We start from the raw sequence: 22,990 nt of genomic DNA, 5'->3' as shown, positions 1-22,990 counted from the left end.
CTTCAGACGGCCAGGCGGGCCAGGACGCGGGCGAACTCCGGCGGCGGCGCCACCACGAGCCTGGTCTGCCCGTCCTGGGTGACGATGTCGGCCCTGATGAGCGTCAGCCGCTCCTCGTGCCACCAGTAGACCTGCGAGCTCAGCCCGTCCGTGCGCGCCGCGTGCACCCGCAGCCGCTCGATGGCGCGTACCACGCCGATCCCGTCCACCGGGTGCACGAGCAGCGTGTACGGATCGGGCAGCACCACGAGCACCCCGTCGGAGGGCACGGGGAGGTAGTCGCCCAGCCACCGCAGGTGCGTGGCGGCCGCCGGGGTCATGGCGGTCAGCCGCGTCACCGGCGTGCCGGACAGCAGGATCGTCTCCACCTCCAGCCGCTCCTCGCGGCGGACGTTGGAGACGGCCAGGTCGATCGCCTTCGCGGCGGCCACGGGCCAGCACCCGGCCTGCTCGGGCCGCACCGGCCGGGAGCCCGCGAAGAGCAGCTCCACCAGGTCGGCGTTGAGGTGGCGGCCCACCACGCGGGTCAGGTCGGGCACCGCGTCCACGGCGTCCACGCGGGTGCGCAGCAGCGGGCGGGCCTGTTTTAGGTCGCACACGTCCAGCCGCTCGCCCGCGGTGGCCACGGCGTGCGCGAGGTGCTCGGAGACCAGCATGGGCCAGTCCTCCCTGGCCCGGCGGCCCGCCTCGCGGCGCAGTCCGGTGAGCCTGACGACCAGCTCCATGTCGCCTCTGAGCGTCACGGAGCCGCCGTCCTTGGCGAACTCGAAGGAGTATCCGAGGGATTCCGCGACGAGCGAGAGCAGCGAGTCCAGGTCGACATCCTCGACCGGCCGGCGCGAGGGCCGGCGGTCACGCTTGAACAAGCTCACGCGCCGTGTCCCTTTCTGTCGGATTCGTCCCTCCTACCTTGCCTGCCCCTCATCACTGACGATGCCCGCTAGCGAGCACGATTCGGTATCGATAACCCCAAGTCTCCCCAGCCACACACTCATCTGGGGTGACCCGTGCCCCACCGGAAGCCCTGCCAGGACGGGCACTCCGAGCCTCCCGAGCCGGTCCTCGAGCACCGCGTACGGGTCACCGCAGTCGACCCACGAGCCGAGCGCGATCCCGCGCACCCCGTCGAACGCCCCCGCCTGCAGGAGCTGGGTGAGCATGCGGTCGATCCGGTACGGCTCCTCCCCGATGTCCTCCAGGAACGCGATCCTGCCCGCGAACGACGGCTGCCACCGGGTCCCGCACATCGAGGCCAGCAACGACAGGTTGCCCCCGGCCAGCACCCCCTCGGCCCGCCCCGGCACCAGCACCCGCTCGCCCCGGACGCTCTGGGGCGCCCCGAACAGCGCCGCCCGCAGGCTGTCCCACGTGCGCGGCTCGGGCCCCTCCTCGGCGGCCAGCACGTCGCAGGCCGCCATCGGCCCGTGCAGCGTGGGCACGCCCAGCTCGATGGCGAACGCGTTGTGCAGCGCCGTGATGTCGCTCGACCCCAGCAGGACCTTGGGGCCGGCGGCCCGCATGGCGTCCCAGTCGAGCAGGTCGAGGAGCCGGGCGGCGCCGTACCCGCCGCGGCAGCAGAACACCGCGGAGACGGCCGGGTCGCACCAGGCGGACTGCAGGTCGGCGGCCCGGGCGGCGTCGTCGCCCGCCAGGTAGTCGAGCGGCTGACGGTCGAGCGCGTGCGCGCCCACCACCACCTTCAGCCCGAGGCCCTCCAGTCGCTCCACGCCACGCCTCAGCAGCACCGCGCTGGGCGGCCCCGACGGTGAGACGACGGCGACGGTGTCACCGGGTCGCATGGATCAACTCCTCGTTTGGCTCGTACACGTGGCAAACGGTGTCACACTTACCTCTCGTATGCGACTTCCGCCCCACATCCTCGTGGTCAACGGCATCAAGGTCCGCCGGCCGGTCTTCCTGATCGGAGCGCCGCATTCCGGTACGGACCTGCTGGCCCGCGCCCTGAAACGATCCCCCGGCTTCCATGTGACCATGGGCCGCGCGAGTGTGGCGCACGTGGTGTACGCCTTCGCCCGCAAGCCGTCCATCGGCCAGACCTCCGGCGCCGTGCGCGTCATGCGCGACGCGCTCGCAGAGTCGTGGCAGGTGCTGCCCCGGTCGTGCGGCCAGTGCGCCGTGTCGTGCCGCGAGGCGGGCGGTGTCACAGGGACCGGTCCCTGTGTCTCGGCCGGCGACATCACCAGGTTCGGCGACGGCAGCCCCGACCTGCTCTACAGCGCCCCGGTGCTGCTCCAGGCGTTCCCCGACGCGCGGTTCGTGCAGCTCATCCGCGACGGCAGGGACGTGGTCGCCAGCATGCTCGACGACCCCGCGTGCCTGGCCTGGTTCAAGCCGGCCATGCTGACGGAGCAGACCGAGTTCCCCAACCCGTTCCTGGGCGTCAACAAGGACGAGCACCTCGAGCGCTGGAAGGGCATGCCGGCGGCGGGCAAGAGCGCCCTGCGCTGGCGCAGCGCCGTGCGCATGAGCGCCGAGCTGCGCAGGACGCTGCCCGAGGAGCAGCTCCTGACGCTGCGCTACGAGGAGCTGGTGCACAAGCCGGCGCCGTCGGTCGCCACGCTCGCGGAGTTCCTGGAGACGCGGGTGTCCAAGGTCGTCCTGTACGACACCGGCGTCCCCAGGGTCGGCGCCTGGCGCGCCAAGCTCCGGGGGCCCGATCTGGAGCTGGTGGAGAAGGTGGCCAGGGAGGAGCTCAACCGGCTGGGCTACCTGAAGAGGTGAACTGGGTGCGGTAGAGCTCGGCGTAGAGCCCGCCGCGCTCCAGCAGCTCCTCGTGGCGGCCCCGCTCGGCGATGCGGCCCTCGTGGATCACCAGGATCTCGTCGGCCTCCCTGATCGTCGAGAGCCGGTGCGCGATCACCAGCGAGGTGCGGCCCTCCAGCGCGGTCTTCAGCGCCACCTGCACGGCCGCCTCGGACTCCGAGTCGAGGTGGGCGGTGGCCTCGTCGAGCACGACCACGCGCGGCGCCTTGAGCAGCAGCCGGGCCAGCGCGAGGCGCTGCTTCTCGCCGCCCGACAGCCGGTAGCCGCGGTCGCCCACGACGGTGTCGAGCCGCTCGGGCAGGCCCTCCACGAGGTCGCCGATCTGCGCGGCCCTGAGAGCCTCCCAGATCTCCTCGTCGCTCGCCTCCGGCCTGGCATAGCGGAGGTTGGCCCCGATCGTGTCATGGAAGAGATGAGCGTCCTGCATGACCACTCCGACGGTGTCGCGCAGGGAGTCGAGGGTGGCTTCGCGCACGTCGAGCCCGTTGATGCGGACCGCGCCCTCGTTGACGTCGTACAGGCGGGACACCAGTGACGTGATGGTCGTCTTGCCCGCGCCCGAGTGGCCGACCAGGGCGACCAGCCGGCCCGGCGCGGCCGTGAACGAGATGCCCTTGAGCACGGGGTACGACGGGCCGCTGTCCTGCCTGGCGACCGACTCCAGCGAGGCCAGCGAGACCTCCTCGGCGGCCGGGTAGCGGAAGCGCACGTCGTCGAACTCGATCGTGACCGGCCCGCCGGGGATCGGCACGGCGCCGGGCCGCTCGGCCACCATGGGCTTGAGGTCGAGGATCTCGAAGACGCGGTCGAAGCTCACGAGCGCGGTCATCACGTCGACGTGCACGTTCGACAGGGACGTGAGGGGGCCGTACAGGCGCATCAGCAGGGCCGTCAGGGCCACCAGCGTGCCCAGCTCGAAGACGCCGGACACGGACAGGACGCCGCCGATGCCGTACACCAGGGCGGTGGCCAGCGCGGCGACGAGCCCGAGCGCGACCCGGAAGACGGTGCCGTACATGCCGACCGTCACGCCCACGTCGCGCACCCGGGCCGCCCTGCGGCCGAACACCTCCGCGTCGTCCTCCGGGCGGCCGTAGAGCTTGGCCACCATGGCGCCCGCCACGTTGAACCGCTCGGTCGTCACGGAGCTCATCTCGGCGTCGAGCTGCATCTGCTCGCGCGTCAGCGCCGACATGCGCCGCCCGACGAACTTGGCGGGCACGATGAAGATCGGCAGCAGCACCAGCGCGACCAGCGTCACCTGCCACGACAGCGCCAGCATCGCGCCCAGCACCAGGACCAGGCTGACCACGTTGGAGACCACCGACGACAGGGTGCTCGTCAGCGCCCGCTGCGCGCCGATCACGTCGGTGTTGAGCCTGCTGACCAGCGCGCCGGTCTGGGCCCGCATGAAGAACGCCACCGGCATGCGCTGCACGTGGTCGAACACCTCGGTGCGCAGGTCGTAGATCAGCCCTTCGCCGATGCGCGCCGAGAACCACCGCTGCACCAGCGTCAGCCCGGCGTCCACCAGCGCCAGCGCGCCGATCGTCACCGCCAGCCCGACCACGACGCCCGGCCGCCTGGCCAGGATGCCGTCGTCGATGATCGCCTTCATCAGCAGCGGGTTGGCGATCACGATGACCGCGCCCGCCACGACGAGCAGCAGGAACGCGGCAATGTGCGTCCTGTACGGCTTGGCGTAGCGCGCGATGCGCCGCACGGTGCCGGGCCGCAGCCGCTGCTTGGTCACCGAGCCGTCGCGCCGCAGGGACGCCATAACGTTGGGGCCGAAACCCCCTCCCATCATCGCCATCCGGGGGATCCCTCCTTCTCCACGGGAGAGAGCACCGCCGGCGCGCCCGGCGATTCCCCCGTCCGCTCAGCGCGAAAACCCACCGGCGCCGCCGCCCCTCCCAACCTACCGCCCACCCGCGTGACCAGGGCGCTCGCCGCCGTCGCCACGTCCGTCCTTCGGGGAGCATGAGGACGCGAGGCGGCCCTGGGTTCGCCTCGGACGCCCGGATGGGGCAGCGGTGGCGGGCGGCCGTCCGGGGCGAGCCCGTGAGGGCCCCGCGCCCCCGAAGGGCGGCCGTCCGATGGGTCAGGCGAAGAGGGCCTTGATGCGGGCCGCCTGTTCGACCCGCTCGGCCGCACACTGCTCCTCCAGGGAGCGGCCCTGCGCCCCCTGGAGGAGTCGCTTCGTCGCGATCGCCGCGTCCCGGTTGACGGCCAGCAGCTCCGCGACCTTGTCTCGTACGGCTTGATCCAGGTCGCCCCGAGCGACCACTTGCTCCGCGAGGCCGATGCGCATGGCCTCGTCCGCGTGCACGGTCCTGGCGGTCAGGCAGATGTCGATCGCCTTGGCCAGGCCCACCAGCTCGACCAGGGGCTTGGTCCCCGTCAGGTCGGGCACCAGGCCCAGTGCGGGCTCTTTCATGCAGAAGGAAACATCATCGGCCACGATCCGCAGGTCACAGGAGAGCGCGAGTTGGAACCCCGCACCGATCGCGTACCCCTGCACTGCGGCGATGGAAACGATCTCCGGGCGGCGCAGCCACAGGAACCCCGCCTGTGCCTGGCTGATGCGCTGCTCGAAGGTTGCGTCGTCGCTCTTGGCCGCCGAGCTGAACGAGCCCTGTCCGGGCACCCCCTCAGGTGTGAACATCCGCAGGTCGATCCCTGCCGAGAAGGACGGTCCCTCACCTTTCACGACGACTACGCGCACCTGCTCGGGCAGGCTCTCGCCGATCCGAGCCAGCGCCGACCATGTCGCGAACGTCTGCGCGTTCCGCTTTTCCGGCCGGTCCAGCGTGATCGTCGCTATCTCACCGTCCACCTCGAGACGAACTCCGTGCTCCGCCGTGACGGAGACCTCGTCCGCATTCCCCCCGCGCTGTCGCGCCTGTGCTGCCGCCATCGCCCGCTCCCTCCAGTCCTGGTCGCGCAAGGAGTGCGCGCCCAGTGTGCTGACCGTCGCGCCCGAGCCTACAGAACATGGTTCTGGCCCGGGCGCGACGGTATGGCTGACTAGGGACGGGCGGCTGCGGTCGCACGTTCCGAGGCGGCCGTCAGCGCTTGGACTTGCCTCGGGTCGCCCCGCCGCGCCCGCGCAGAGTCACGCCGGACTCGCTCAGGATGCGGTGGATGAACCCGTAAGACCGACCGGTCGAAGCGGCCAGGGCGCGAATGCTCTCGCCCGCGGCGTAGCGCTTCTTGAGATCGCCGGCCAGTTTTTCCCGGTCGGCCCCGGTGACCCGGGTGCCCTTCTTCAGTGTCTCGGCCACGAGTACCTCCTGTAGTGCCGGACTTCCGCAGCGTTACTCCGCCATGATCAGTCATTTCAGCGGGATCGGCTACCTACTCCACGGGAAAAGATCCGTACCCACTCAAATTAAGATCAGGCAAGTGCCACAAGATCGGAAAATTCGTCGCTCCATGCGTCTTCAGTTCCGTCCGGTAGCAAGATCACCCTATCCGGTGACAGGGCGTCAACGGCACCCTCGTCATGTGTGACTAGGACGATTGCTCCTGAATAGGACCTCAGAGCATTGAGAACCTGCTCGCGGCTGACCGGGTCGAGGTTGTTCGTGGGCTCGTCGAGAAGGAGGACATTGGCGCTCGACAGCACGAGGATCGCCAGCGCCAGCCGGGTCTTCTCGCCGCCGGACAGCACCCCGGCGGGCTTGTCGACGTCGTCGCCCGTGAAGAGGAACGAGCCGAGCACCTTGCGCAGCTCGGTGTCGGTGAACTGGCCCCCGGCCGACTGCATGTTCTCCAGCAGGGTGCGGCCGGGGTCGAGGGTCTCGTGCTCCTGGGCGTAGTAGCCGACCTTGAGGCCGTGGCCGGGCCGGATCTCGCCCGTGTCGGGAGTCTCGATGTTGCCGAGAATCCGCAGCAGCGTGGTCTTGCCGGCGCCGTTCAGACCGAGGATGACGACCCTGTGACCTCGGTCGATGGCCACGCTGACGTCGGTGAAGACCTCCAGCGAGCCGTACGACTTGGACAGCCCCTCGGCCGTGAGCGGGGTGCGCCCGCACGGCTGCGGCTCGGGGAAGCGCAACCGCGCCACTTTGTCGCTTTGGCGCTCTTCCTCGGTGCCCGACAGCAACCGGTGCGCACGCCGCATCATGTCCTGCGCGGCCTTGGCCTTGGTGGCCTTGGCGCGCATCTTGTCGGCCTGCGCGAGCAGCGCACCTGCTTGTTTCTCGGCGTTGGCGCGCTCGCGCTTCCTGCGCTTCTCGTCGGTCTCGCGCTGGGCGAGGTAGGCCTTCCAGCCGACGTTGTAGTGATCGATCACCGAGCGGTTGGCGTCCAGGTGCAGGACCTTGTTGACCGTCGCTTCAAGAAGACCGACGTCGTGGCTGATGATCACCAAGCCGCCTTGATGCGAACGCAAAAAATCACGAAGCCACCCGATTGAGTCGGCATCTAGGTGGTTTGTCGGCTCGTCGAGAAGGAGAGTTTCCGCCCCGCTGAAAAGAATTCGCGCCAATTCCACGCGCCTGCGCTGACCGCCGGAAAGCGTTTGCAACGGCTGTGACAGCACGCGATCGGGCAGCCCGAGGCTGGAGGCGATGGACGCGGCCTCGGACTCGGCCGCGTAGCCGCCCAGCACGTGCATCTGGTCCTCGAGCCGGCCGTACTTCCTGACGGCCTTCTCGCGGGTGCGGTCGTCGGCGGAGGACATGCCGAGCTCGGCCTCGCGCAGCTTGCGCATGACCTCGTCGAGGCCGCGCGCCGACAGGATGCGGTCGCGGGCGAGCACCTCCAGGTCGCCGGTGCGCGGGTCTTGGGGGAGGTAGCCGACGCTGCCGCTGGTGGTGACGGTGCCGGTGGCGGGCAGGCCCTCGCCCGCCAGCACCTTGGTGAGGGTCGTCTTGCCCGCGCCGTTGCGCCCGACGAGCCCGATCTTGTCGCCCGGGTTGACCCGGAACGACGCTTTTTCGATAAGCAGCCGCGCGCCCGCGCGCAGCTCTATGTCACTGGCGATGATCATGTTGGCGGAACACTCCCGAGCTAGGAAACGGAGGATTGAGGCGTGCGACGCCAGATCAATCGGGAGTATGCATACGGATCAGTGTAGGCTGTTCGGACCCACGCGTCGGCAGCTTGGCTCCCCGCCGTGGGCAGGGCGCCTGATCGCGAAGGCTTCGTCCCGCGCTCACCTCGCGTACGCCCGGCCGTCCCCGTCATGCCAGATCTTGTCGCGTGTGAACAAGAAGAGATGGCTCGCGGTCCTCGCGACGGCGGCGGTGACCCTGACGGCCACGCCCGAGGCGGCGCTCGCCGACGGGCGGCGTACGTTCGACCTCCAGGCGCACCGGGGCGGGCTCGGGCTCGTGGTGGAGAGCACCCTGCCCGGGTTCGCGAACGCGCTGGAGCTCGGCGTCGGCACGCTGGAGCTCGACGTGCAGATCACCGAGGACGGCCAGGCCGTCGTCACGCATGATAGGCGGATCAGCAACAGGAAGTGCCGAGACACGGCGCCCGCCGTGCCCGGGGACCCCGAGTTCCCGTACGTCGGCAAGTACATCAACACGCTCACCCTCCAGCAGGTCAGGACCATGGACTGCGGGTCGCAGACGCTGGCGGAGTTCCCGGGGCAGCGGGCGGTGCCCGGGGCGCCGATGACGATGCTGCGCGAGGTGTTCGACCTCGTGCGCCGGTACCGGGCGTGGGGCGTGAAGCTCAACGTCGAGACCAAGGTGGAGGCCGGGGCGCCGAGCGAGACGGCGCCCAGGGAGCAGTTCGTCCAGGTGACGCTGGAGGAGATCCGGCGCGCCGGGATGCTGCGGCAGGTCACGATCCAGAGCTTCGACTGGGGCGCCCTGATGCGGATGCGGGAGCTGGAGCCGCGGCTGCCGCTCGTCGCGCTCACCAACCGCGACTTCCTGCAGACCGGACAGCCGGGCGCCTCGCCCTGGCTGGGCGGCATCGACATCGACGACTTCGGCGGCGACCCGCTCAAGGCGGTCAAGTCGTTCGGGGCGGACGCGTTCTCGCCGGTGCACGGGTTCCCGCAGAACGGCAAGGTGACCGACCCCGGCTACCAGGCGTACGTCACCAAGGACATGGTCGACCAGGCGCACGCCCTCGGCCTCAAGGTGATCCCGTGGACGATCGACGACGGGCCGACGCTGAACAAGCTCATCGACGACGGCGTGGACGGCATCATCACCGACTACCCCGACCGGCTGCGGCAGATCATGGCCGAGCGCGGGTTCAAGCTGCCCAAGCGCTACCGGCTCCACCGGCAGTAGCGGGGCCCGCCCGGGCCCCGGCGGAGCGCTGCCGGGGCCCGGGCGGAATCTCAGGCCGACAGCGGGTTGACGTGCCGGTGGTGGACCCCGATGACGGGGATCTCGTGCAGGCTGCCGGAGTACAGGAACTGCGTCATGCCGATGAGCAGCCGCCGCACGTCGTCCTGCGGCCGCACGACCAGGCGGATGAACTGGCTGGTCGTGCCCAGCTTGTTGCCGCACTCGCGCACGTACACGCCGTGCTCGGAGAGCAGATGGTCGCGCAGTCCCACCCCGTCGTAGCCGGGCGGCAGCTTGATCAGCAGGAAGTTGCCCTGCGACGCGAACACCGACAGCCCCGGCATGGTGCTGAGCTGCTGGAACATGGCCCGCCTGTCCGCGCCCACCAGCCTGAGGCTGTTGTGGTACTCGCCCATGAACTGCCGCATCATGAACACGATGACCTCGGCGAACGAGTTGAGGTTCCACTTGGGCAGCGCGTCGCGCACCCGCCCGGCCAGCGCCGGGTTGGCGACCATGTAGCCGAACCGGATGCCGTGCAGGCCGAAGTTCTTGCCCAGGCTGCGCAGCACGATCACGTTCGGCCGGACCGCCGCCTCGGCCGCCAGCCCTGCGTCCGGCTCGCAGTCCACGAAGTCGCCGAACGACTCGTCCACGATCACCAGGTCGAGGTCGATGAGCTCGTCCAGCAGCTGCAGGACCTCGTGCTTGGGCAGGTAGCCGCCGTCGGGGTTGTTCGGGTTGCAGATCACCGCGACCCGGGAGCCGCGCATGCGGATGAACGAGACGTAGTCCTGCACGTCGAGGGTGAAGTTGCGGCTCTCCAGCAGCGGGTACATGTCCACCCGCTTGCCCGTCTCCAGTGGCTGGTCGGTCCAGCGCCCGAAGGTCGGGATGGGCACCGCGAGGCTCTCGCGCACCAGCAGGTGATCGATCCAGGTGATCAACTCGGTCGACCCGTTGCCCATGGCGACCGTCTTCGGGTGGAGGCCGAGCGTGGCGCAGAGCTCCGCGGTGATCGTGCCCGCGTCGCTCGGATAGAACTTGAGAATCGTCTCCAGATTTCTCCCGAGATGCTCGAAGATCTCCGGGGTCGGGAAATATGGGTTGCACGGGATGCAGAAGTCAACCGGCGCACGCTCTCCTGACGAGGCACGCATCAACGAAAAATACGACGGGCTGTGAGCCTGTGCCCGCAAGAGGCTGAGCTCCACGACACCTCCATGGACATGTCCGATGTGTGTAGGTACGCGTGGGTGGAGCGACCGGTTCATGACGGTGCGCGAGCCGGCTCCCGGCAGGTCAGGACTCGGACCGGCGTAGCGTGAGGATCGCGATGTCGTCGCGCGGCGCGGTCCTGGTGAACGCGCGGAGGTCCTCGCCGAGCGCCTGGGCGAGCCGGTCGGGAGGGTCGGGGGCCCAGCCCTCCAGACGCTCCTCCAGCGGATAGAAGGCGCCGCGGGGGTCGCGGGCCTCGGTGACCCCGTCGGTGCACAGCACCAGCGCCGCGCCGGGCGGGAACGCGAACCGCGCGCCGCCGCGCGGCCCGGGAGCGAGCGTGCCCACGCCGAGCGGCACGGACGGCTCCCCGAGGTTGACCTGCCGGGCGTCGCCGCGGTGGATCATGTACGGGGCGATGTGCCCGCAGTTGACCGCCTCGACGTCCAGCCGGCGGCTGATGTCCAGCACCAGCGCGGTGACCAGGCGCTCGGGCTCCCCGGTGGTGGCGGCGAAGGTGTTCTGCCTGGCCACGGCGTTCTCCATCGCCTCGACGACCCCGGCCAGGGTCTCCTCCCGGTAGGCCGCCTCTCTGAACGAGCCCAGCACGGCCAGCGCGGTCCCGATGGCGGGCAGCCCCTTGCCCTGCACGTCGGCGATGAGCACCCGGGTGCCGTGGTGGGAGACGGCGACCTCGTACATGTCGCCGCCCACCATCGTGTCCTCCTCCACCGGCTGGTAGAGGCCGTCGATGACGACGTCGGCGGTGCGCAGCGGAAGCGGGCGCACGATCAGCTGCTGGAGGGCGGCCGCCGCCGAGCGCAGCCGGTGCACCTCCTCCTCGCGCCGCACCCGGTAGGCGCAGCCGAAGACGCTCAGCGCGCCGAACACGGCCGTGAACCCGGCGGCCAGCAGGTTATCGTCCAGCTCGCCGCCCAGGTACGTGGTGACCCCCGCCGCCGCCAGGACCACCCACAGCGACGCGACGATCGTCTGCCGCACGGTGCCCAGCCCGGCCACGATCGCCGGGAGGAAGATCAGCAGCGGGAACAGCCGCACAGCCGTGCCCGAGAGGATGTCGAGCGCGGCCACCACGGCGGTGATGACGACGAGCCCGGCGACGAACGCCGGGGTCGAGAGATTCGGCCCTTCGCGTCGCCCGCCATCCGTCACGAGTTCTTCATCCCCCGTCATGGAACGGCGTAACGGCGGTTTTCTCGAACGTACGGAAGAAAACCGTGAAATGAGCGGCCGAATTCGGGCCGTCGCACCCTGATCTGGCCTCTGTGCAGGGCGGATAAGGGGATGAAAACCAGAAGTAAACGACTCTGCATCTTATGGCGGGATTTGCAGGTGTCGGTGGTCGGGGCGTCATGACTTGCTCATTGATTTCTCATCGACGGTCTCATTGACAAGCAAAGATGATCTTGTAAGCATTTTGAGTTAAGACGTGCCGGGTGTAATTCCGCGCGAGAAGGGGTGGCCGTGTGAGCGAGCAGGACTGGACTTTGCTGCCGGCCGTGACCGTCCGGAGCGCGGGCTTCGCCTGGGAGCTCGTCCGATCCCTGGCCTACCCGCGGGCCGCGGCGGCGGCCGCCGAGGTCGTCCGGCTGGAGCGGCGGGCGCTCGACCTGCTCGCCGAGGCCCCGGCCCACCGAGCCCCAGCCCACCGAGCCCCGGCCGAGGACCCTGCCGAGGCCCCGGCCCGCCGCGCCTCGGCCGAGGACCCCCGTCCGGCCCGCAGCGCCGTAGGCGGGGACGCCCGTTCCGCACGCGGGACGGGCAGCGGGCGGCTGCCGCGTGGTCTGCGCAGCCGCCTGCGTGACCTGCGCCCGCTCCCGGGCGACACGCCCGCGCCCGCCGGCTGGCTCGCCGCCTGGAACGAGGTGACCGGGTCGCTGGAGGACGCCCGGCTCGCCCTGGCGGGCACGACGGCCGCCGACGCGGCGCTCGCCCGCGCGGCCGTGGCAGGGATCGCGGCCGACGAGCGCTTCCTCGACGCCCTCGTGCGTTCGGCGCCCGGCCTCTACCGCGACCTGCGGCGCGGCGTCGCCAAGGGCGGCCGGCTGCGGCGCCTGGTCGGCTCGGTCCTGCAGGGGCTCTGCGCCACGTGCTGCTTCGGGCCGCTCGGCCACGGCCGCGTCGAGCCCGCGGCGGCCGGCGGCCACACCTGGTCGGGCCACCGGGAGCGGCCGCGGCGGGTCGCGTACCCGGCCGACTGGGTGGGCGAGTCGCTCCAGCGGCGCGTCCTGGCCGATCCCGCGCTCGTGGCGGGGCTGGTGCCGCGCCGCCGGACCTGGACGGGCGCCGTGCCGGACGCCGTGCCCGACGCGGCGCCGTTCGTCGCGCTGTGCGACGGGAGCCGGACGCTGGCCGAGATCGCCGCCGAGTCGGGGACGGAGCTGGAGCAGGCCGCCGCGGCCCTGGCGGTGGCGGTGCGCCGCGGGCTGCTCACCCACGACCTCTGCCCGCCGGCCACGGTCGCCGACCCGCTGTCCTGGCTACGCGAACGCCTCCCCGCCGAAACCCCCCGCCCGGACGCCCACCGCCGGGACGTCCCGCGCTCGGACGCCCATCGCCCAGACGCTCCCCGTCCGGATGTCCCGCGCTCGGACGCTCACCGTCCGGACGCCCTCCGCCCGGGTGGTGACCTGTCGGTGGGGCGGTGCGTGCGGGAGATCACCGAGCTGCTCGCCCAGTATCCCGCTGCCTCTCCCGACGTGAAGCTGGCCCTCCAGCGGCGGGTCGAGACGCTGGCCGGCAGCGGGCGCGCGCACGACGACCGGCCCGGGGACGACCGCGTGGTCGTGCACGAGGCCGCGGCCGGCACGCTCCGGGTGACCGTCGGCGAAGGGCTGGCGGCCGACCTGGAAGGCCGCGTGCCCCAGGTGCTCGACCTGCTCGCCGCCGACGCCGAGCTGACCAGGCAGCGCACCAACCGGCTGCTCGCCGGCCGGCTCGGCGCGGGCACGTTCGGGCTGGCCGAGGTGCTGGGGGCGGCCGGCGGCCTGGAGATCCGCCACGGCGACCGCCTCGCCGAGCGGATCGCCGCGATCGTGCGCGCCGCCCCGCCCGGCACCGCCACCGTCGACCTCGCGGGCCTGCTGGACGACCCCGAGCCTCCGGCCGCGCCCGTGCTCTGCTCGGCCGACGTCATGGTGGCCGCGCCGTCGCTGGAGGCGTACGAGCCGGGGCTGACCCCGCTGGTCCTCGGCGACCTCCACGATGTCGCGCTGCTGACGCCGTGGGCCCTGCAGTTCCACCCCGACGGCGCCGCGCTCGTCGCCGAGCGGGACGCGGCGATCGTGCGGGCGCTCGGCGGCCACACCGCGCTCAACGTCATCTCGCGCCGCGCCACCGGCCGGCCGCCGCTGGAGTTCCCCGGGCCGGTGCTGGAGCTGGGCGGCGTGACGGCCGACGGCGGGCGTCGCCGGATCGGGCTCGACGAGCTGTACGTGCACAGCGACGGGCACCGGGCCGTCCTGCGGGCCAAGGGGGTGGACGGGCCGCTGCTGCTGCACAACGGCGAGCACGACGACACGGCGCTGCACACGGCGCTCGCCCTGCCCAGGGTTCGCCGGCCGGACCTGCGGCACCTCTCCCGGGTGCCCCGGCTGACCTGGGACAACGTGGTCATCTCGCGGCGCGCGTGGCGCGTGGGGCGGGCGTCGTTCGAGGCGCTCGGGCAGGCGGTCGGGGATCGCGAGCTGCTGGTCGCGATGGCGCGGCTGCGGGAGACGCACGACCTGCCCGTGACGTTCTTCGCCGCGTCCCCCCGCGAACGCCGGCCGATCCACGTGGACACCCGCTCGCCCGCGCTCGTCGAGGGGCTGGGCCGGCTGGCGACCACGGCCGAGCGGCTCACGCTGACGGAGACCCTGCCGGGGCCGGAGGAGTGCTGGCTGCGCGACGGCGGGCTCCGGTTCGCCGCTGAGCTCCGCTGCGTCTACCTGCGCCCGGCCGGCGGCAGCCCGGCGCCCCGGCCGAAGCCGGAGGCGGCTGACACCTGGCCCTCGGTACCCCGGCCGAAGCCGGAGGCGACCGACACCTGCTCCCCGGCGTCCTGGCCGAAATCGGAGGCGTCCGACACCTGCCCCCCGGCGACGCGTTCGCGGGCGGTCGCCCGCTATCCGGGACCGGCGGACGTGCGCGCGGACTCGTGCTCGCGGGTGGCCGACCCGGTGGCCCCGGGCGCGCGGGCGGCGCATCCGTACCCGTGGCAGGGGGAGTGTCGCTGATGGAGCTGCTCGTCGTCCCGCCGCTCACCGACTTCACCACCGAGGTCGTGCCGCCCCCCGGAGCCGAGGTGCTCGACCTCAATGAACATGTCGTGGAACGCCTCGCCGACCCGTCCCGGCTGCGGGCCGCCGCCGAACGGCTCGACGGCGGGCCGCTCGCGGCGCTGCTCGAGCGGGCGGCGGCGGCCGTCCTGGAACGGCAGGCGTTCGACGACGCCCGCCTCAGAGCGGTGGGCACCGCGCTGCGGCTGGCGGCCGACCCCGCGGTCCGGCTCAGCATCGACGACCTGGAGCTGGCCGAGGGGAGCATGCAGAGCAGCAGGGACGTGCTCGGCGCGGCCGGGCGGTGCGAGGTGTTCCGGCCCGAGGTCGAGCTGGCCGCGGACGTCGCCGGCGGGCGGCGGGCGCACGTCGTGCTGGACGGCGCCCGGCAGCTTCCCGCGGCGTTCGCGCTGGTGGGAGCGCTGGGAGCGGGGCGGGTGACGCTGTGCGGGCGGCTCGTGGCCGAGCACGGCACGGCGCTGCGGCGCGTGCCGGAGCTGGCCGGGGTCGAGTTCTCGGCGTGGTCGCCCGAACGGGTGATCCGCCCCTTGTGGCGCGCGGGCAAAGGGAAGGACACTGACGCCGGGCCCGTCGAGGGGGCACGGTCGCGGGACGCCTCGGACACCCGGCCGGGGAAGCAGGTGCGCTGGGTGACCGGGGCGTGCCGTCCGCCCGCGGGCGGGCCGTGGGCCGGATGGCTCGACGCGGAGCGGGTGGCCGCCTTCCCCAGGGACGTCCTGGCCCGCTGCCGCGGCCTGACGATCGCCGTGACGCGGATCGACTTCCTGGCCGCCGTGACCGGCCTGAACGGGTGGACCGTCAACCTGCGGCGGCTGCTGGCCGCGATCCCGCCGGGCGTGGCGGTGGCGTGCGAGCTGGTGCTGGGCGCGCCCGGAGTGGCCGCGGGCGCCGCGGGGGAGTCCGTCGAGCTGCTGGCGGCGGGCGCCGGCGGGGTCCGGCTGGCCGGGCTGCGGCCGTACCGCATGGCGATCCGCTCGGAGTGGGCCGGGCAGAGCGTGCGCTTCCCGCCGAGGGCCGGGGACGACCTGGTCAGGTGGGTGGAGTTCGACGCGCCCGACACGATGCGGGCCTACGAGGTCACCCGCATGATCAAGGAGTGGCTGGAGCGGCTTCCCGGGCTGCCGCCCGGGCGCCTGGCCGCCTGTTCCGTGGCCGGCGCGGAGCCCGTTCCCGGGTGGGACCCGTGCGCGCAGGTGGTGGCCGGGGGCGCCGGGCCCGACGGGTGCGGGCCCGGGACGTTCGCGGTGAGCCTGCGGTCGGGGCGGTCGTTCCGGCTCAACCCGTACCAGGTCGTGCCCGTCTCCCGGCTGGCCGCCGACGACCCGCACGCCCTCGACTGCCTCCCGGGCCCCGCCCGCGCGCGGCTGACCGACGGGCTGGCGCGGGCCGGGGTGCTGAGGGGGAGCGGGTAAACCGGTTGCCCCGGCCCGCGCGGGGCTGCTGTACTCCCGGGAGCGAGTCCATCGGATCAAGGAGGTCGGCGATGAGGACAACGTTCATGTCCCGCCAGAGCAATGAGACCTCCTATCCAAAGGGCATGACGTTTGTCATCGAGATCATTCGACCAACGGATTCCACCGCATAGCACCTCCGTCCTGCGCCTGCTGCGCCCAGGACCCCGCCGGAGCGCCGCGCTCGTCGCGGCCATAACCGCCGCCACCGCGCTCCCGCTGGCGGCTCCGCAGATCACCCGCCGCTTCGTGGACGACGCGATCGGCGGCGCGAGCATCAGACAGCTGACCCTGATCGCCGTCGGCTACCTGGCGCTGGCCGTCGCCGGCCAGGCCGCCCGGCTCGTCACCGCGTGGCTGGCCGGCCGTCTGGCCTGGGACGGCACCAACCGCCTGCGCGAGCGCCTCGCCCGGCACGCGCTCGGCCTGGACCTGGGCTTCCACGGCCGGCACACGCCCGGCGAGATGATCGAACGCGTGGACGGCGACGTCGTGGCCGTGGCCGACTTCGTCGTCGCGTTCCTCATGGACGTCGTGGCCAGCGTGCTGCTCCTGGCCGGGGTGGTCGTCATCGTGTTCGGCGTCGACTGGCGCCTCGGCTGCGCGCTGCTGGTCTACTGCCTGCTCATCGGGTGGGGCATGGCCCGCGCCCAGCGGCTGGCCGTCCCGGCGGCCGCCCGGTCACGCGCGGCGAGCGCGCGGCTGTTCGGCATGCTGGAGGAGCGGCTGGCCGGAGCCGAGGACCTGCGGGCCAACGGCGCCGGCGAGCACACCGTACGCCGCTTCCACCAGGTCAGCGCCGCCCTCTACCGCGCCGAGGTCAGGGACGCGCGCATCGGGACCACGCTGCTGGCGGGCACGTCGGTGGCGTTCGCCGCGGGCACCGCGATCATGCTCGGGCTCGCCGCCTGGGCGCTGCGGTCGGGGACGCTCACGGTCGGCACCGCCGTGCTGATCTTCCAGTACACGCTGATGGTACGGACGCCGTTCGAGCGGCTCATCGACCAGATCAGGCAGTACCAGGCGGCGCTGGCCGGCCTGGCCCGCATCGCGGACCTGCTGGCCGAGCGGCGCACGCTCCCCGAGGGCACCCGGCCCCTGCCCGCGACCGGCCCGCTCGGCCTGCGCCTGGACGGCGTCGGCTTCGCCTACCCCGGCGACGACGAGCAGGTGCTGTCGGGCGTCACCCTCACGCTGGCCCCCGGCGAGACGCTCGGCCTGGTGGGACGCACCGGCAGCGGCAAGACCACGCTCGCCCGCCTGGCGCTGCGCCTGTACGACCCGACCGAGGGCGCCGTACGGGTCGGCGGGCTGGACCTGCGCGAGGCCGACCAGGCGTCCCTGCGAACGCGGATCGGCGTGGTCACGCAGGACGTGCAGCTCTTCGCGGCGAGCCTGCGCGACAACCTGACGCTCTTCCGGCCGTCCCCGGGGGACGGCCGGCTGCGGGAGGTCCTCCACGGCGTCGGGCTGGGCGACTGGCTGGCCGGACTGCCCGGCGGGCTCGACACCGAGCTGCGCGAGGTGTCGGCGGGGGAGGCGCAGCTCATCGCGTTCGCCCGCGCGTTCCTCGCCGACCCCGGGCTCGTCGTGCTCGACGAGGCGTCCAGCAGGCTCGACCCCGCCACCGAACGCCGCATCGAGCGGAGCATCGACCGCCTGCTCGACGGCCGGACCGGCGTGATCATCGCGCACCGCCTGTCCTCGCTGTCGCGCGTGGACAAGATCGCCGTGCTCGACCACGGCAAGATCGTCGAGTACGGCCGCCGCGCCGACCTCGCCGCCGACCCCGGCAGCAGGTTCGGGCGCCTGCTCGACCTGGCGGGGGTGAGCCGGTGAAGCCGGTCATGCTGGTGGCCACCAGGCTGGCCACGTTCGACTTCCGCCGATACCTCGTCGGCGCGCTGCTCTGGCTGCCCGTCCACGTGATCCCGCTGGCGAGCGGGCTCGTCCTGCAGCGGATCTTCGACGGGCTCGGCGGCGACCTGGGCTGGGCACTGTGGTTGTGCGCGGCGTTCGTGGGCGTGGAGGTCACCCGGGGCCTGATGATCGTGATCGCGTGGACGTACGGGGTCTACTGGTGGGCCGCGGCGGCCACCCTGCTGCGCGCCAACACCCTGCGCTCCGTCCTGACCGCCCGCGGCCCCGCCTCGGCGCGGCTGCCGCACTCGCCCGGCGAGTGCGTCGCCCGCCTGCGGGACGATGTTGCCGACGCGGTCGACTTCACGGACGAGAGCGTCAGCCTGGCCGGGACGACGCTCTTCGCCGTCGCCGCGCTGGCGATCATGGCGTCCGTCGATCCGGTCATCACGCTGGCGCTGGTGCTGCCGATGGTCGCGATCGGCGTGCTGAGCAGGCTCATGCGGCAGACCATCGGGCGGCTGCACCAGCGGGCCAGGACGCTCGGGGCGGCCGTCACGGCGTACGTGGGCGAGATCTTCGGCGGTGTGCTCGCGATCAAGACCGCGGGAGCCGAGGAGGCGGCGCTGGAGCGGCTGCGCGAGCACAACCGGCGGCGGCGCGCGGCCGCCGTCAAGGACCGCCTGGCCACCGACCTGCTGGACGCCACGACCGGCGCGACCGTCGAGCTCAGCATCGGGCTTGTCCTGCTCCTGGCCGCCCCCGCGATGCGCGGCGGCGAGTTCACGGTGGGCGACCTCGCGCTGTTCACCAGCTACGTCGGCTGGCTCACGGCTCTGCCCCGGTCGATCGGTACCGTCCTCTACCGCCTGCCGCAGGCCGCGGTCGCCACCGACCGGCTCACCCGGCTGATGGCGCCGCACGAGAGCGCCGGCGACCTGTCGCGCGGCGCCGACGTCTGGCTGCGCCGCGACCCACCGGCCGTCGCGGCCGTGCCCCCGCACCCGGGCCCGCTCCGGGTGCTGGAGGTTCGCGGGCTGAGCGCGGGCGGGGTGCGGGGGATCGACCTGCGCGTCGAGCGCGGCTCGTTCACGGTCGTGACGGGCGCGGTCGGCTCGGGCAAGACCACCCTGGTACGCGCCCTGCTCGGCCTCCTGCCGCTGGACGAGGGCACGATCTCGTGGAACGGCGTGCCCGTCGGCGACCCGGGCACGTTCCTCGTCCCCGGCCGGGCGGCGTACGCGAGCCAGGTGCCGAGGCTGTTCTCCGAGACCCTGCGCGAGAACCTGCTCCTCGGCCGGCCCGCGACCGACGCCGAGATCGGGCGGGCGCTGGAGCTGGCCGCGTTCGAGCCGGACCTGGCCGCGATGCCCGACGGGCTCGACACGGTGGTGGGGCCGCGCGGGGTGCGGCTGTCCGGCGGGCAGGTGCAGCGGGCCACCGCGGCCCGTGCCCTCGTCCGCGACCCGGACCTGCTGGTCGTGGACGACCTGTCGTCCGCGCTCGACGTCGAGACCGAGCGGCTCCTGTGGGAGCGGATCGCCGGCCACGGCACCCTGCTGGTCGTCTCCCACCGGCAGGCCGCGCTCGAACGCGCCGACCAGATCGTGGTGCTCGACCGCGGCCGGGTCGCGGGGCGCGGGCGGCTCGGCGAGCTGCTGGAGAGCTGCCCGGAGATGCGGCGGCTGTGGAGCGCCGAGCGGATCGCCGAGGCCGAGGAACGCACGGGCGACTGAGCGGCCCGATCTCCGCCGCCCGCCCGTCCTCAGGGCCGGGGGACGGGCGGGAGCGGAGATCGGGCACCATGGAGGGTGTGACAGTGACACGACTGGCCGAGCTGGTCGCGGGCGGAGGCGTGGCGGTGCTCAGCGGAGCGGGCCTGTCGACCGAGTCCGGCATCCCCGACTACCGGGGGCCGACCGGCCGGGCCCGGCGCGCGGAGCCGATGACGTACCAGCGCTTCGTCGGCAGCGCGCAGGCGCGGCAGCGATACTGGGCGCGCAGCCACGTCGGCTGGCGGGAGATCGGCCAGGCCCGGCCCAACGCCGGCCATCAGGCGGTGGCCGAGCTGGAACGGCGCGGGCTGCTCGCCGGCATCGTCACCCAGAACGTCGACGGCCTGCACCAGGCCGCCGGGGCGCGACGGGTGATCGAGCTGCACGGCGGGCTCGACCGGGTGGTGTGCCTGTCGTGCCGCGAGCGCACGCCCCGCGCCGAGCTGGAGCGGCGGCTGCGGGCCGCCAACCCCGCCTGGGAGGCCGCCGCCGCCCGGATCAACCCCGACGGCGACGCCGTGCTCACCGACGCGCAGGTCACCGGGTTTCAGGTGGTCGACTGCGTGGCGTGCGGCGGGGTGCTCAAGCCCGACGTGGTGTTCTTCGGCGAGAACGTTCCCCGGCCCCGCGTGGACGAGTGCTTCGCCCTGGTGGCGGGCGCGAGCCTGCTGCTGGTGCTGGGGTCGTCGTTGACGGTCAGGTCGGGGCTGCGGTTCGTCACCAAGGCCGCCTTGCTCGGCATCCCCATCGCCATCGTCAACCAGGGGGAGACCGGCGGCGACGCCGACGCCTCGCTCACCCTGGACGCCCCGCTCGGCCCCACGCTGACCGAGCTCACGACCCGGCTGCCGGTCCCGGCACAATAGGGGTCATGCCTCGTACATGCCCGTGCGGCCTGCCCGCCTCCTACCAGGACTGCTGCGGCAGGCTCCACCGGGGCGAGGCGGCGGCCGCCACCGCCGAGCAGCTCATGCGGTCCAGATACAGCGCGTTCGGCGTGGGCGACGCCGCCTACCTGCTGCGCACCTGGCATCCGTCCGCCCGCCCGGCCCGGCTCGACCTGGACAGGAAGACGCGGTGGGTGCGGCTGGAGGTGCTGGAGACGACCGGCGGCAGCGTCGTCCACACCGAGGGCACGGTGCGCTTCCGCGCCCACTACGTCGAACGCGGCAATCCGGGGGAGATGGAGGAGAACAGCAGGTTCGTCCGTTTCGAGGGCCGCTGGGTGTACGCGGGCGCGCTGTAATCCCTCATCGGGGCTTGCGCGCGACGGCGCCGGCCAGGGTGTGGCGGGACAGGCCGGGCCAGGCGAGGTCGCCGGAGGCCGGCCGCCATTCCGGCAGCGGCACGAGCCCGGGCTCCAGCAGCTCCAGGCCGTCGAAGCAGGCGAGGATCTCCTCACGGGTGCGCCACCGGCCGGTGCCCAGGGTCTCGTTGAACAGCTTCTCGGCGGCGTACGCCTGGGCGGACGCCTCGGGGTGCTCCGTGCCCGGGTCGTAGAAGTGGGAGACGGCCAGGTGGCTGCCGGCAGGAAGGCGGGCCATCAGGCGGGCGGCGATCCCGGCCGGGTCCTCGTGGTCGGCCAGGTGATGCAGGATGCCGAACATCAGCAGCCCCACCGGCTCGCCGAAGTCGATGAGGCGCCTGGTCTCCGGGTCGTCGAGGACCGCGTCCGGGTCCCTGACATCGGCCTCGACGACCGTGGTGTCGTCGTTCACGGCCAGCAGCGCGCGGCCGTGGACGAGCACGATCGGGTCGTGGTCGACGTAGACGACCCGGCTGCCGGGGGCGGCCGACTGGGCGATCTGGTGGACGTTGTCCCGCGTGGGCAGCCCGGAGCCGAGGTCCAGGAACTGGCGCAGCCCGGCCTGTGCCGCCAGGAACCTGACCACCCGCCCGAGGAACTCCCGGTTCGCCCGCGCCGCCTCCGGCGCGTCCGGGACGATCTCCAGCGTCCGCAGCGCCATCTCGCGGTCGGCCTCGTAGTTGTCCTTGCCGCCGAGCATGAAGTCGTAGACACGGGAGACGTTGGGCCCGGAGGTGTCGATTCCGCGCGGCGCGCGCTCCGGCCGGCGGTCGACCATGGGGCTCCTTCGGGTACGCACCGTGGTGCGGAGGTGGCGTAAAGCGATCATAGTGTCGCGGTAAGCCAGATTTCCGCAATTTCGGTAAATGCCGGTCAGGATTCCGTGTCAGGCCCGGCTCGGCAGCTCCGGGGACGGGTGCGTGCGGGAAGTCAGGCGCGGCCGAGGACGCGCATGGCGGGCAGGGCGCGGTCGGCGTAGTCGAACAGGGCCTGGTTCTCCCAGCCGTTGCCCGACGACGGGTCCGCCGGGTCCCAGCCGTTGCCCTTGACGCCGGTCCAGGTCGCCTCCCAGGTGAACAGGCCGAGGCCCAGCCCGTCCGGGACCTGCCGGACGATGTCGGCGACCTTGGCCAGCATCGCGGCCTGGCCCTGCGGGGTCGCCGGGTAGCCGGGGTACGGCTCCGACGAGACGATGATGTTCGGCCAGCCGTCGTCGTCCTCCGCCGTGAACGGGTACGCCGTCTCCACCACGACCACCGGCCGCCCGTAACGGGTGGCCACGTCGTTGATGTTGGCCTGGAACGTCTCCAGGGTCCCGTGCCAGTACGGGTAGTACGACAGCCCGATCACGTCGTACCGGATGCCGTGGGCGGCGGCGTTGTCGAACCACCACCGGTACAGCCCGTTGTCGCCCCCGTTCGCCAGGTGCAGCACGACCTTGGTCGCGCGCGAGACCCGCTTGACCGCGTCGTACCCGGCGTTCAGCAGGCGGGCGGTGCTCGGCCAGTCGGCGTTGGAGCCGTCCGGCCAGAGCAGGCCGCCGTTGATCTCGTTGCCGACCTGCACCATGTCCGCCGTCGTGCCCTGGCGGCGCAGGGCGGCGAGCACGTCGTACGTGTGGTCGTACACGGCCTGCGCGAGCTGGTCCAGCGTGAGCGACTCCCACGCGGCGGGCTTGAACTGCTTGCCCGGGTCCGCCCAGGTGTCGGAGTAGTGGAAGTCGACCAGGAGCTTCATGCCCCGCGCCTTGGCCCGCTTGGCGACCGGGAGGATCCGCGCCTTGGTGTTGTAGCCGTCGGCAGGGTTCACCCAGACCTTGAGCCGGATGTAGTTGAGCCCGGCGTCCGACAGGATGCGCAGCGCGTCGCCCTCGCGGCCGCGGGAGTCGCGGTAGACGCCGCCGTACGCCTCCGACTTGGCGAGGCTGGAGACGTCCGCGCCCCTGATCCGCAGCACCCCCGCCTGGGCCGGGTGCGCGACGGTCAAGGACGCGAGCACTAACAGGAGCGTGGTCAGGATGCGTTTCATCGAG

Annotated in this window: 18 protein-coding genes; 8 read left to right on the top strand and 10 right to left on the bottom strand. The window is 72.5% G+C overall.

Annotated elements, in window-relative coordinates; all coding sequences use genetic code 11:
* Positions 1-2: 2 nt before the first annotated feature.
* Entirely contained in the window at positions 3-872 is an 870-nt protein-coding gene (locus tag AB0J87_RS28520; RefSeq protein ID WP_363969956.1) for a hypothetical protein, read from the bottom strand.
* Between the two features lie 33 nt (positions 873-905).
* Positions 906-1,799: an LD-carboxypeptidase gene (locus AB0J87_RS28515; RefSeq protein ID WP_363969954.1), complete on the bottom strand. Its 894-nt coding sequence runs from the start codon at positions 1,797-1,799 to the stop codon at positions 906-908.
* A gap of 58 nt (positions 1,800-1,857) precedes the next feature.
* Here AB0J87_RS28515 and AB0J87_RS28510 point away from each other — a divergent pair, with 58 nt between their 5' ends.
* Positions 1,858-2,742 (top strand): sulfotransferase, encoded by an 885-nt coding sequence (locus AB0J87_RS28510; protein ID WP_363969953.1) that lies wholly within the window; start codon positions 1,858-1,860, stop codon positions 2,740-2,742.
* Here the strand turns inward: AB0J87_RS28510 and AB0J87_RS28505 are convergent.
* The 4 genes from AB0J87_RS28505 to AB0J87_RS28490 all read right to left on the bottom strand — a co-directional run bounded on the left by AB0J87_RS28505 (position 2,714) and on the right by AB0J87_RS28490 (position 7,783).
* A complete protein-coding gene (locus AB0J87_RS28505) occupies positions 2,714-4,600 on the bottom strand; it encodes an ABC transporter ATP-binding protein (RefSeq protein WP_363969951.1) in 1,887 nt (628 codons plus the stop codon). The genes AB0J87_RS28510 and AB0J87_RS28505 overlap by 29 nt on opposite strands.
* A gap of 288 nt (positions 4,601-4,888) precedes the next feature.
* Positions 4,889-5,704: an enoyl-CoA hydratase/isomerase family protein gene (locus AB0J87_RS28500; protein WP_363969949.1), complete on the bottom strand. Its 816-nt coding sequence runs from the start codon at positions 5,702-5,704 to the stop codon at positions 4,889-4,891.
* A gap of 151 nt (positions 5,705-5,855) precedes the next feature.
* Positions 5,856-6,071 (bottom strand): helix-turn-helix domain-containing protein, encoded by a 216-nt coding sequence (locus tag AB0J87_RS28495; RefSeq protein ID WP_020547488.1) that lies wholly within the window; start codon positions 6,069-6,071, stop codon positions 5,856-5,858.
* A gap of 113 nt (positions 6,072-6,184) precedes the next feature.
* Positions 6,185-7,783 (bottom strand): ABC-F family ATP-binding cassette domain-containing protein, encoded by a 1,599-nt coding sequence (locus tag AB0J87_RS28490; RefSeq protein ID WP_363969947.1) that lies wholly within the window; start codon positions 7,781-7,783, stop codon positions 6,185-6,187.
* Between the two features lie 214 nt (positions 7,784-7,997).
* On the opposite strand from AB0J87_RS28490, the gene AB0J87_RS28485 reads away from it, so the two are divergent.
* On the top strand, positions 7,998-9,047 hold the full coding sequence (locus tag AB0J87_RS28485) for a glycerophosphodiester phosphodiesterase family protein (protein WP_363969945.1): 1,050 nt from the start codon (positions 7,998-8,000) through the stop codon (positions 9,045-9,047).
* Positions 9,048-9,097: 50 nt separating this feature from the next.
* Here AB0J87_RS28485 and AB0J87_RS28480 read toward each other — a convergent pair whose 3' ends face one another.
* Positions 9,098-10,207 carry a histidinol-phosphate transaminase gene (locus AB0J87_RS28480; protein ID WP_350735174.1) on the bottom strand — a complete coding sequence of 370 codons (1,110 nt, stop codon included), beginning with the start codon at positions 10,205-10,207 and terminating at the stop codon, positions 9,098-9,100.
* Positions 10,208-10,349: 142 nt separating this feature from the next.
* Positions 10,350-11,438 carry a PP2C family protein-serine/threonine phosphatase gene (locus tag AB0J87_RS28475; protein ID WP_363969943.1) on the bottom strand — a complete coding sequence of 363 codons (1,089 nt, stop codon included), beginning with the start codon at positions 11,436-11,438 and terminating at the stop codon, positions 10,350-10,352.
* A 314-nt stretch (positions 11,439-11,752) separates the two neighbouring features.
* Between AB0J87_RS28475 and AB0J87_RS28470 the strand changes: the two genes are divergently transcribed.
* The 6 genes from AB0J87_RS28470 (at position 11,753) to AB0J87_RS28445 (ending at position 20,898) form a co-directional block, all read left to right on the top strand.
* The gene (locus AB0J87_RS28470) at positions 11,753-14,503 is read left to right on the top strand and encodes a hypothetical protein (RefSeq protein ID WP_363969941.1); all 2,751 of its coding nucleotides are present in this window, start codon (positions 11,753-11,755) and stop codon (positions 14,501-14,503) included.
* Positions 14,503-15,978, top strand: coding sequence for a hypothetical protein (locus tag AB0J87_RS28465; protein ID WP_363969939.1), 1,476 nt, complete (start codon positions 14,503-14,505; stop codon positions 15,976-15,978). Before AB0J87_RS28470 ends, AB0J87_RS28465 begins: the two co-directional genes overlap by 1 nt.
* Before the next feature lie 132 nt (positions 15,979-16,110).
* Positions 16,111-17,856 (top strand): ABC transporter ATP-binding protein, encoded by a 1,746-nt coding sequence (locus AB0J87_RS28460; protein ID WP_363969937.1) that lies wholly within the window; start codon positions 16,111-16,113, stop codon positions 17,854-17,856.
* Positions 17,853-19,613, top strand: coding sequence for an ABC transporter ATP-binding protein (locus tag AB0J87_RS28455; protein ID WP_363969935.1), 1,761 nt, complete (start codon positions 17,853-17,855; stop codon positions 19,611-19,613). The genes AB0J87_RS28460 and AB0J87_RS28455 overlap by 4 nt, the downstream gene beginning before the upstream one ends.
* Before the next feature lie 68 nt (positions 19,614-19,681).
* The gene (locus AB0J87_RS28450; RefSeq protein WP_363969933.1) at positions 19,682-20,518 is read left to right on the top strand and encodes an NAD-dependent protein deacetylase; all 837 of its coding nucleotides are present in this window, start codon (positions 19,682-19,684) and stop codon (positions 20,516-20,518) included.
* Positions 20,519-20,523: 5 nt separating this feature from the next.
* The gene (locus AB0J87_RS28445) at positions 20,524-20,898 is read left to right on the top strand and encodes a YchJ family protein (protein WP_350735188.1); all 375 of its coding nucleotides are present in this window, start codon (positions 20,524-20,526) and stop codon (positions 20,896-20,898) included.
* 4 nt (positions 20,899-20,902) lie between these two features.
* Here the strand turns inward: AB0J87_RS28445 and AB0J87_RS28440 are convergent, their stop codons facing one another.
* Positions 20,903-21,736: an SAM-dependent methyltransferase gene (locus AB0J87_RS28440; protein ID WP_363969931.1), complete on the bottom strand. Its 834-nt coding sequence runs from the start codon at positions 21,734-21,736 to the stop codon at positions 20,903-20,905.
* Between the two features lie 152 nt (positions 21,737-21,888).
* Positions 21,889-22,986, bottom strand: coding sequence for an arabinogalactan endo-1,4-beta-galactosidase (locus AB0J87_RS28435; RefSeq protein ID WP_363969929.1), 1,098 nt, complete (start codon positions 22,984-22,986; stop codon positions 21,889-21,891).
* Between the last annotated feature and the right edge of the window lie 4 nt (positions 22,987-22,990).

Source organism: Nonomuraea sp. NPDC049625, from assembly GCF_040675285.1.
Lineage (GTDB): Bacteria > Actinomycetota > Actinomycetes > Streptosporangiales > Streptosporangiaceae > Nonomuraea > Nonomuraea angiospora_A.
This window is presented reverse-complemented; position numbering and strand designations above follow the sequence as displayed.

Coding starts and splice junctions, on each gene's coding strand:
- AB0J87_RS28515 (WP_363969954.1), bottom strand. CDS start 1,799: ATGCGACCCGGTGACACCGTCGCCGTCGTCTCACCGTCGGGGCCGCCC.
- AB0J87_RS28510 (WP_363969953.1), top strand. CDS start 1,858: ATGCGACTTCCGCCCCACATCCTCGTGGTCAACGGCATCAAGGTCCGC.
- AB0J87_RS28505 (WP_363969951.1), bottom strand. CDS start 4,600: ATGGCGATGATGGGAGGGGGTTTCGGCCCCAACGTTATGGCGTCCCTG.
- AB0J87_RS28500 (WP_363969949.1), bottom strand. CDS start 5,704: ATGGCGGCAGCACAGGCGCGACAGCGCGGGGGGAATGCGGACGAGGTC.
- AB0J87_RS28490 (WP_363969947.1), bottom strand. CDS start 7,783: ATGATCATCGCCAGTGACATAGAGCTGCGCGCGGGCGCGCGGCTGCTT.
- AB0J87_RS28480 (WP_350735174.1), bottom strand. CDS start 10,207: ATGCGTGCCTCGTCAGGAGAGCGTGCGCCGGTTGACTTCTGCATCCCG.
- AB0J87_RS28465 (WP_363969939.1), top strand. CDS start 14,503: ATGGAGCTGCTCGTCGTCCCGCCGCTCACCGACTTCACCACCGAGGTC.
- AB0J87_RS28450 (WP_363969933.1), top strand. CDS start 19,682: ATGGAGGGTGTGACAGTGACACGACTGGCCGAGCTGGTCGCGGGCGGA.
- AB0J87_RS28445 (WP_350735188.1), top strand. CDS start 20,524: ATGCCTCGTACATGCCCGTGCGGCCTGCCCGCCTCCTACCAGGACTGC.
- AB0J87_RS28440 (WP_363969931.1), bottom strand. CDS start 21,736: ATGGTCGACCGCCGGCCGGAGCGCGCGCCGCGCGGAATCGACACCTCC.
- AB0J87_RS28435 (WP_363969929.1), bottom strand. CDS start 22,986: ATGAAACGCATCCTGACCACGCTCCTGTTAGTGCTCGCGTCCTTGACC.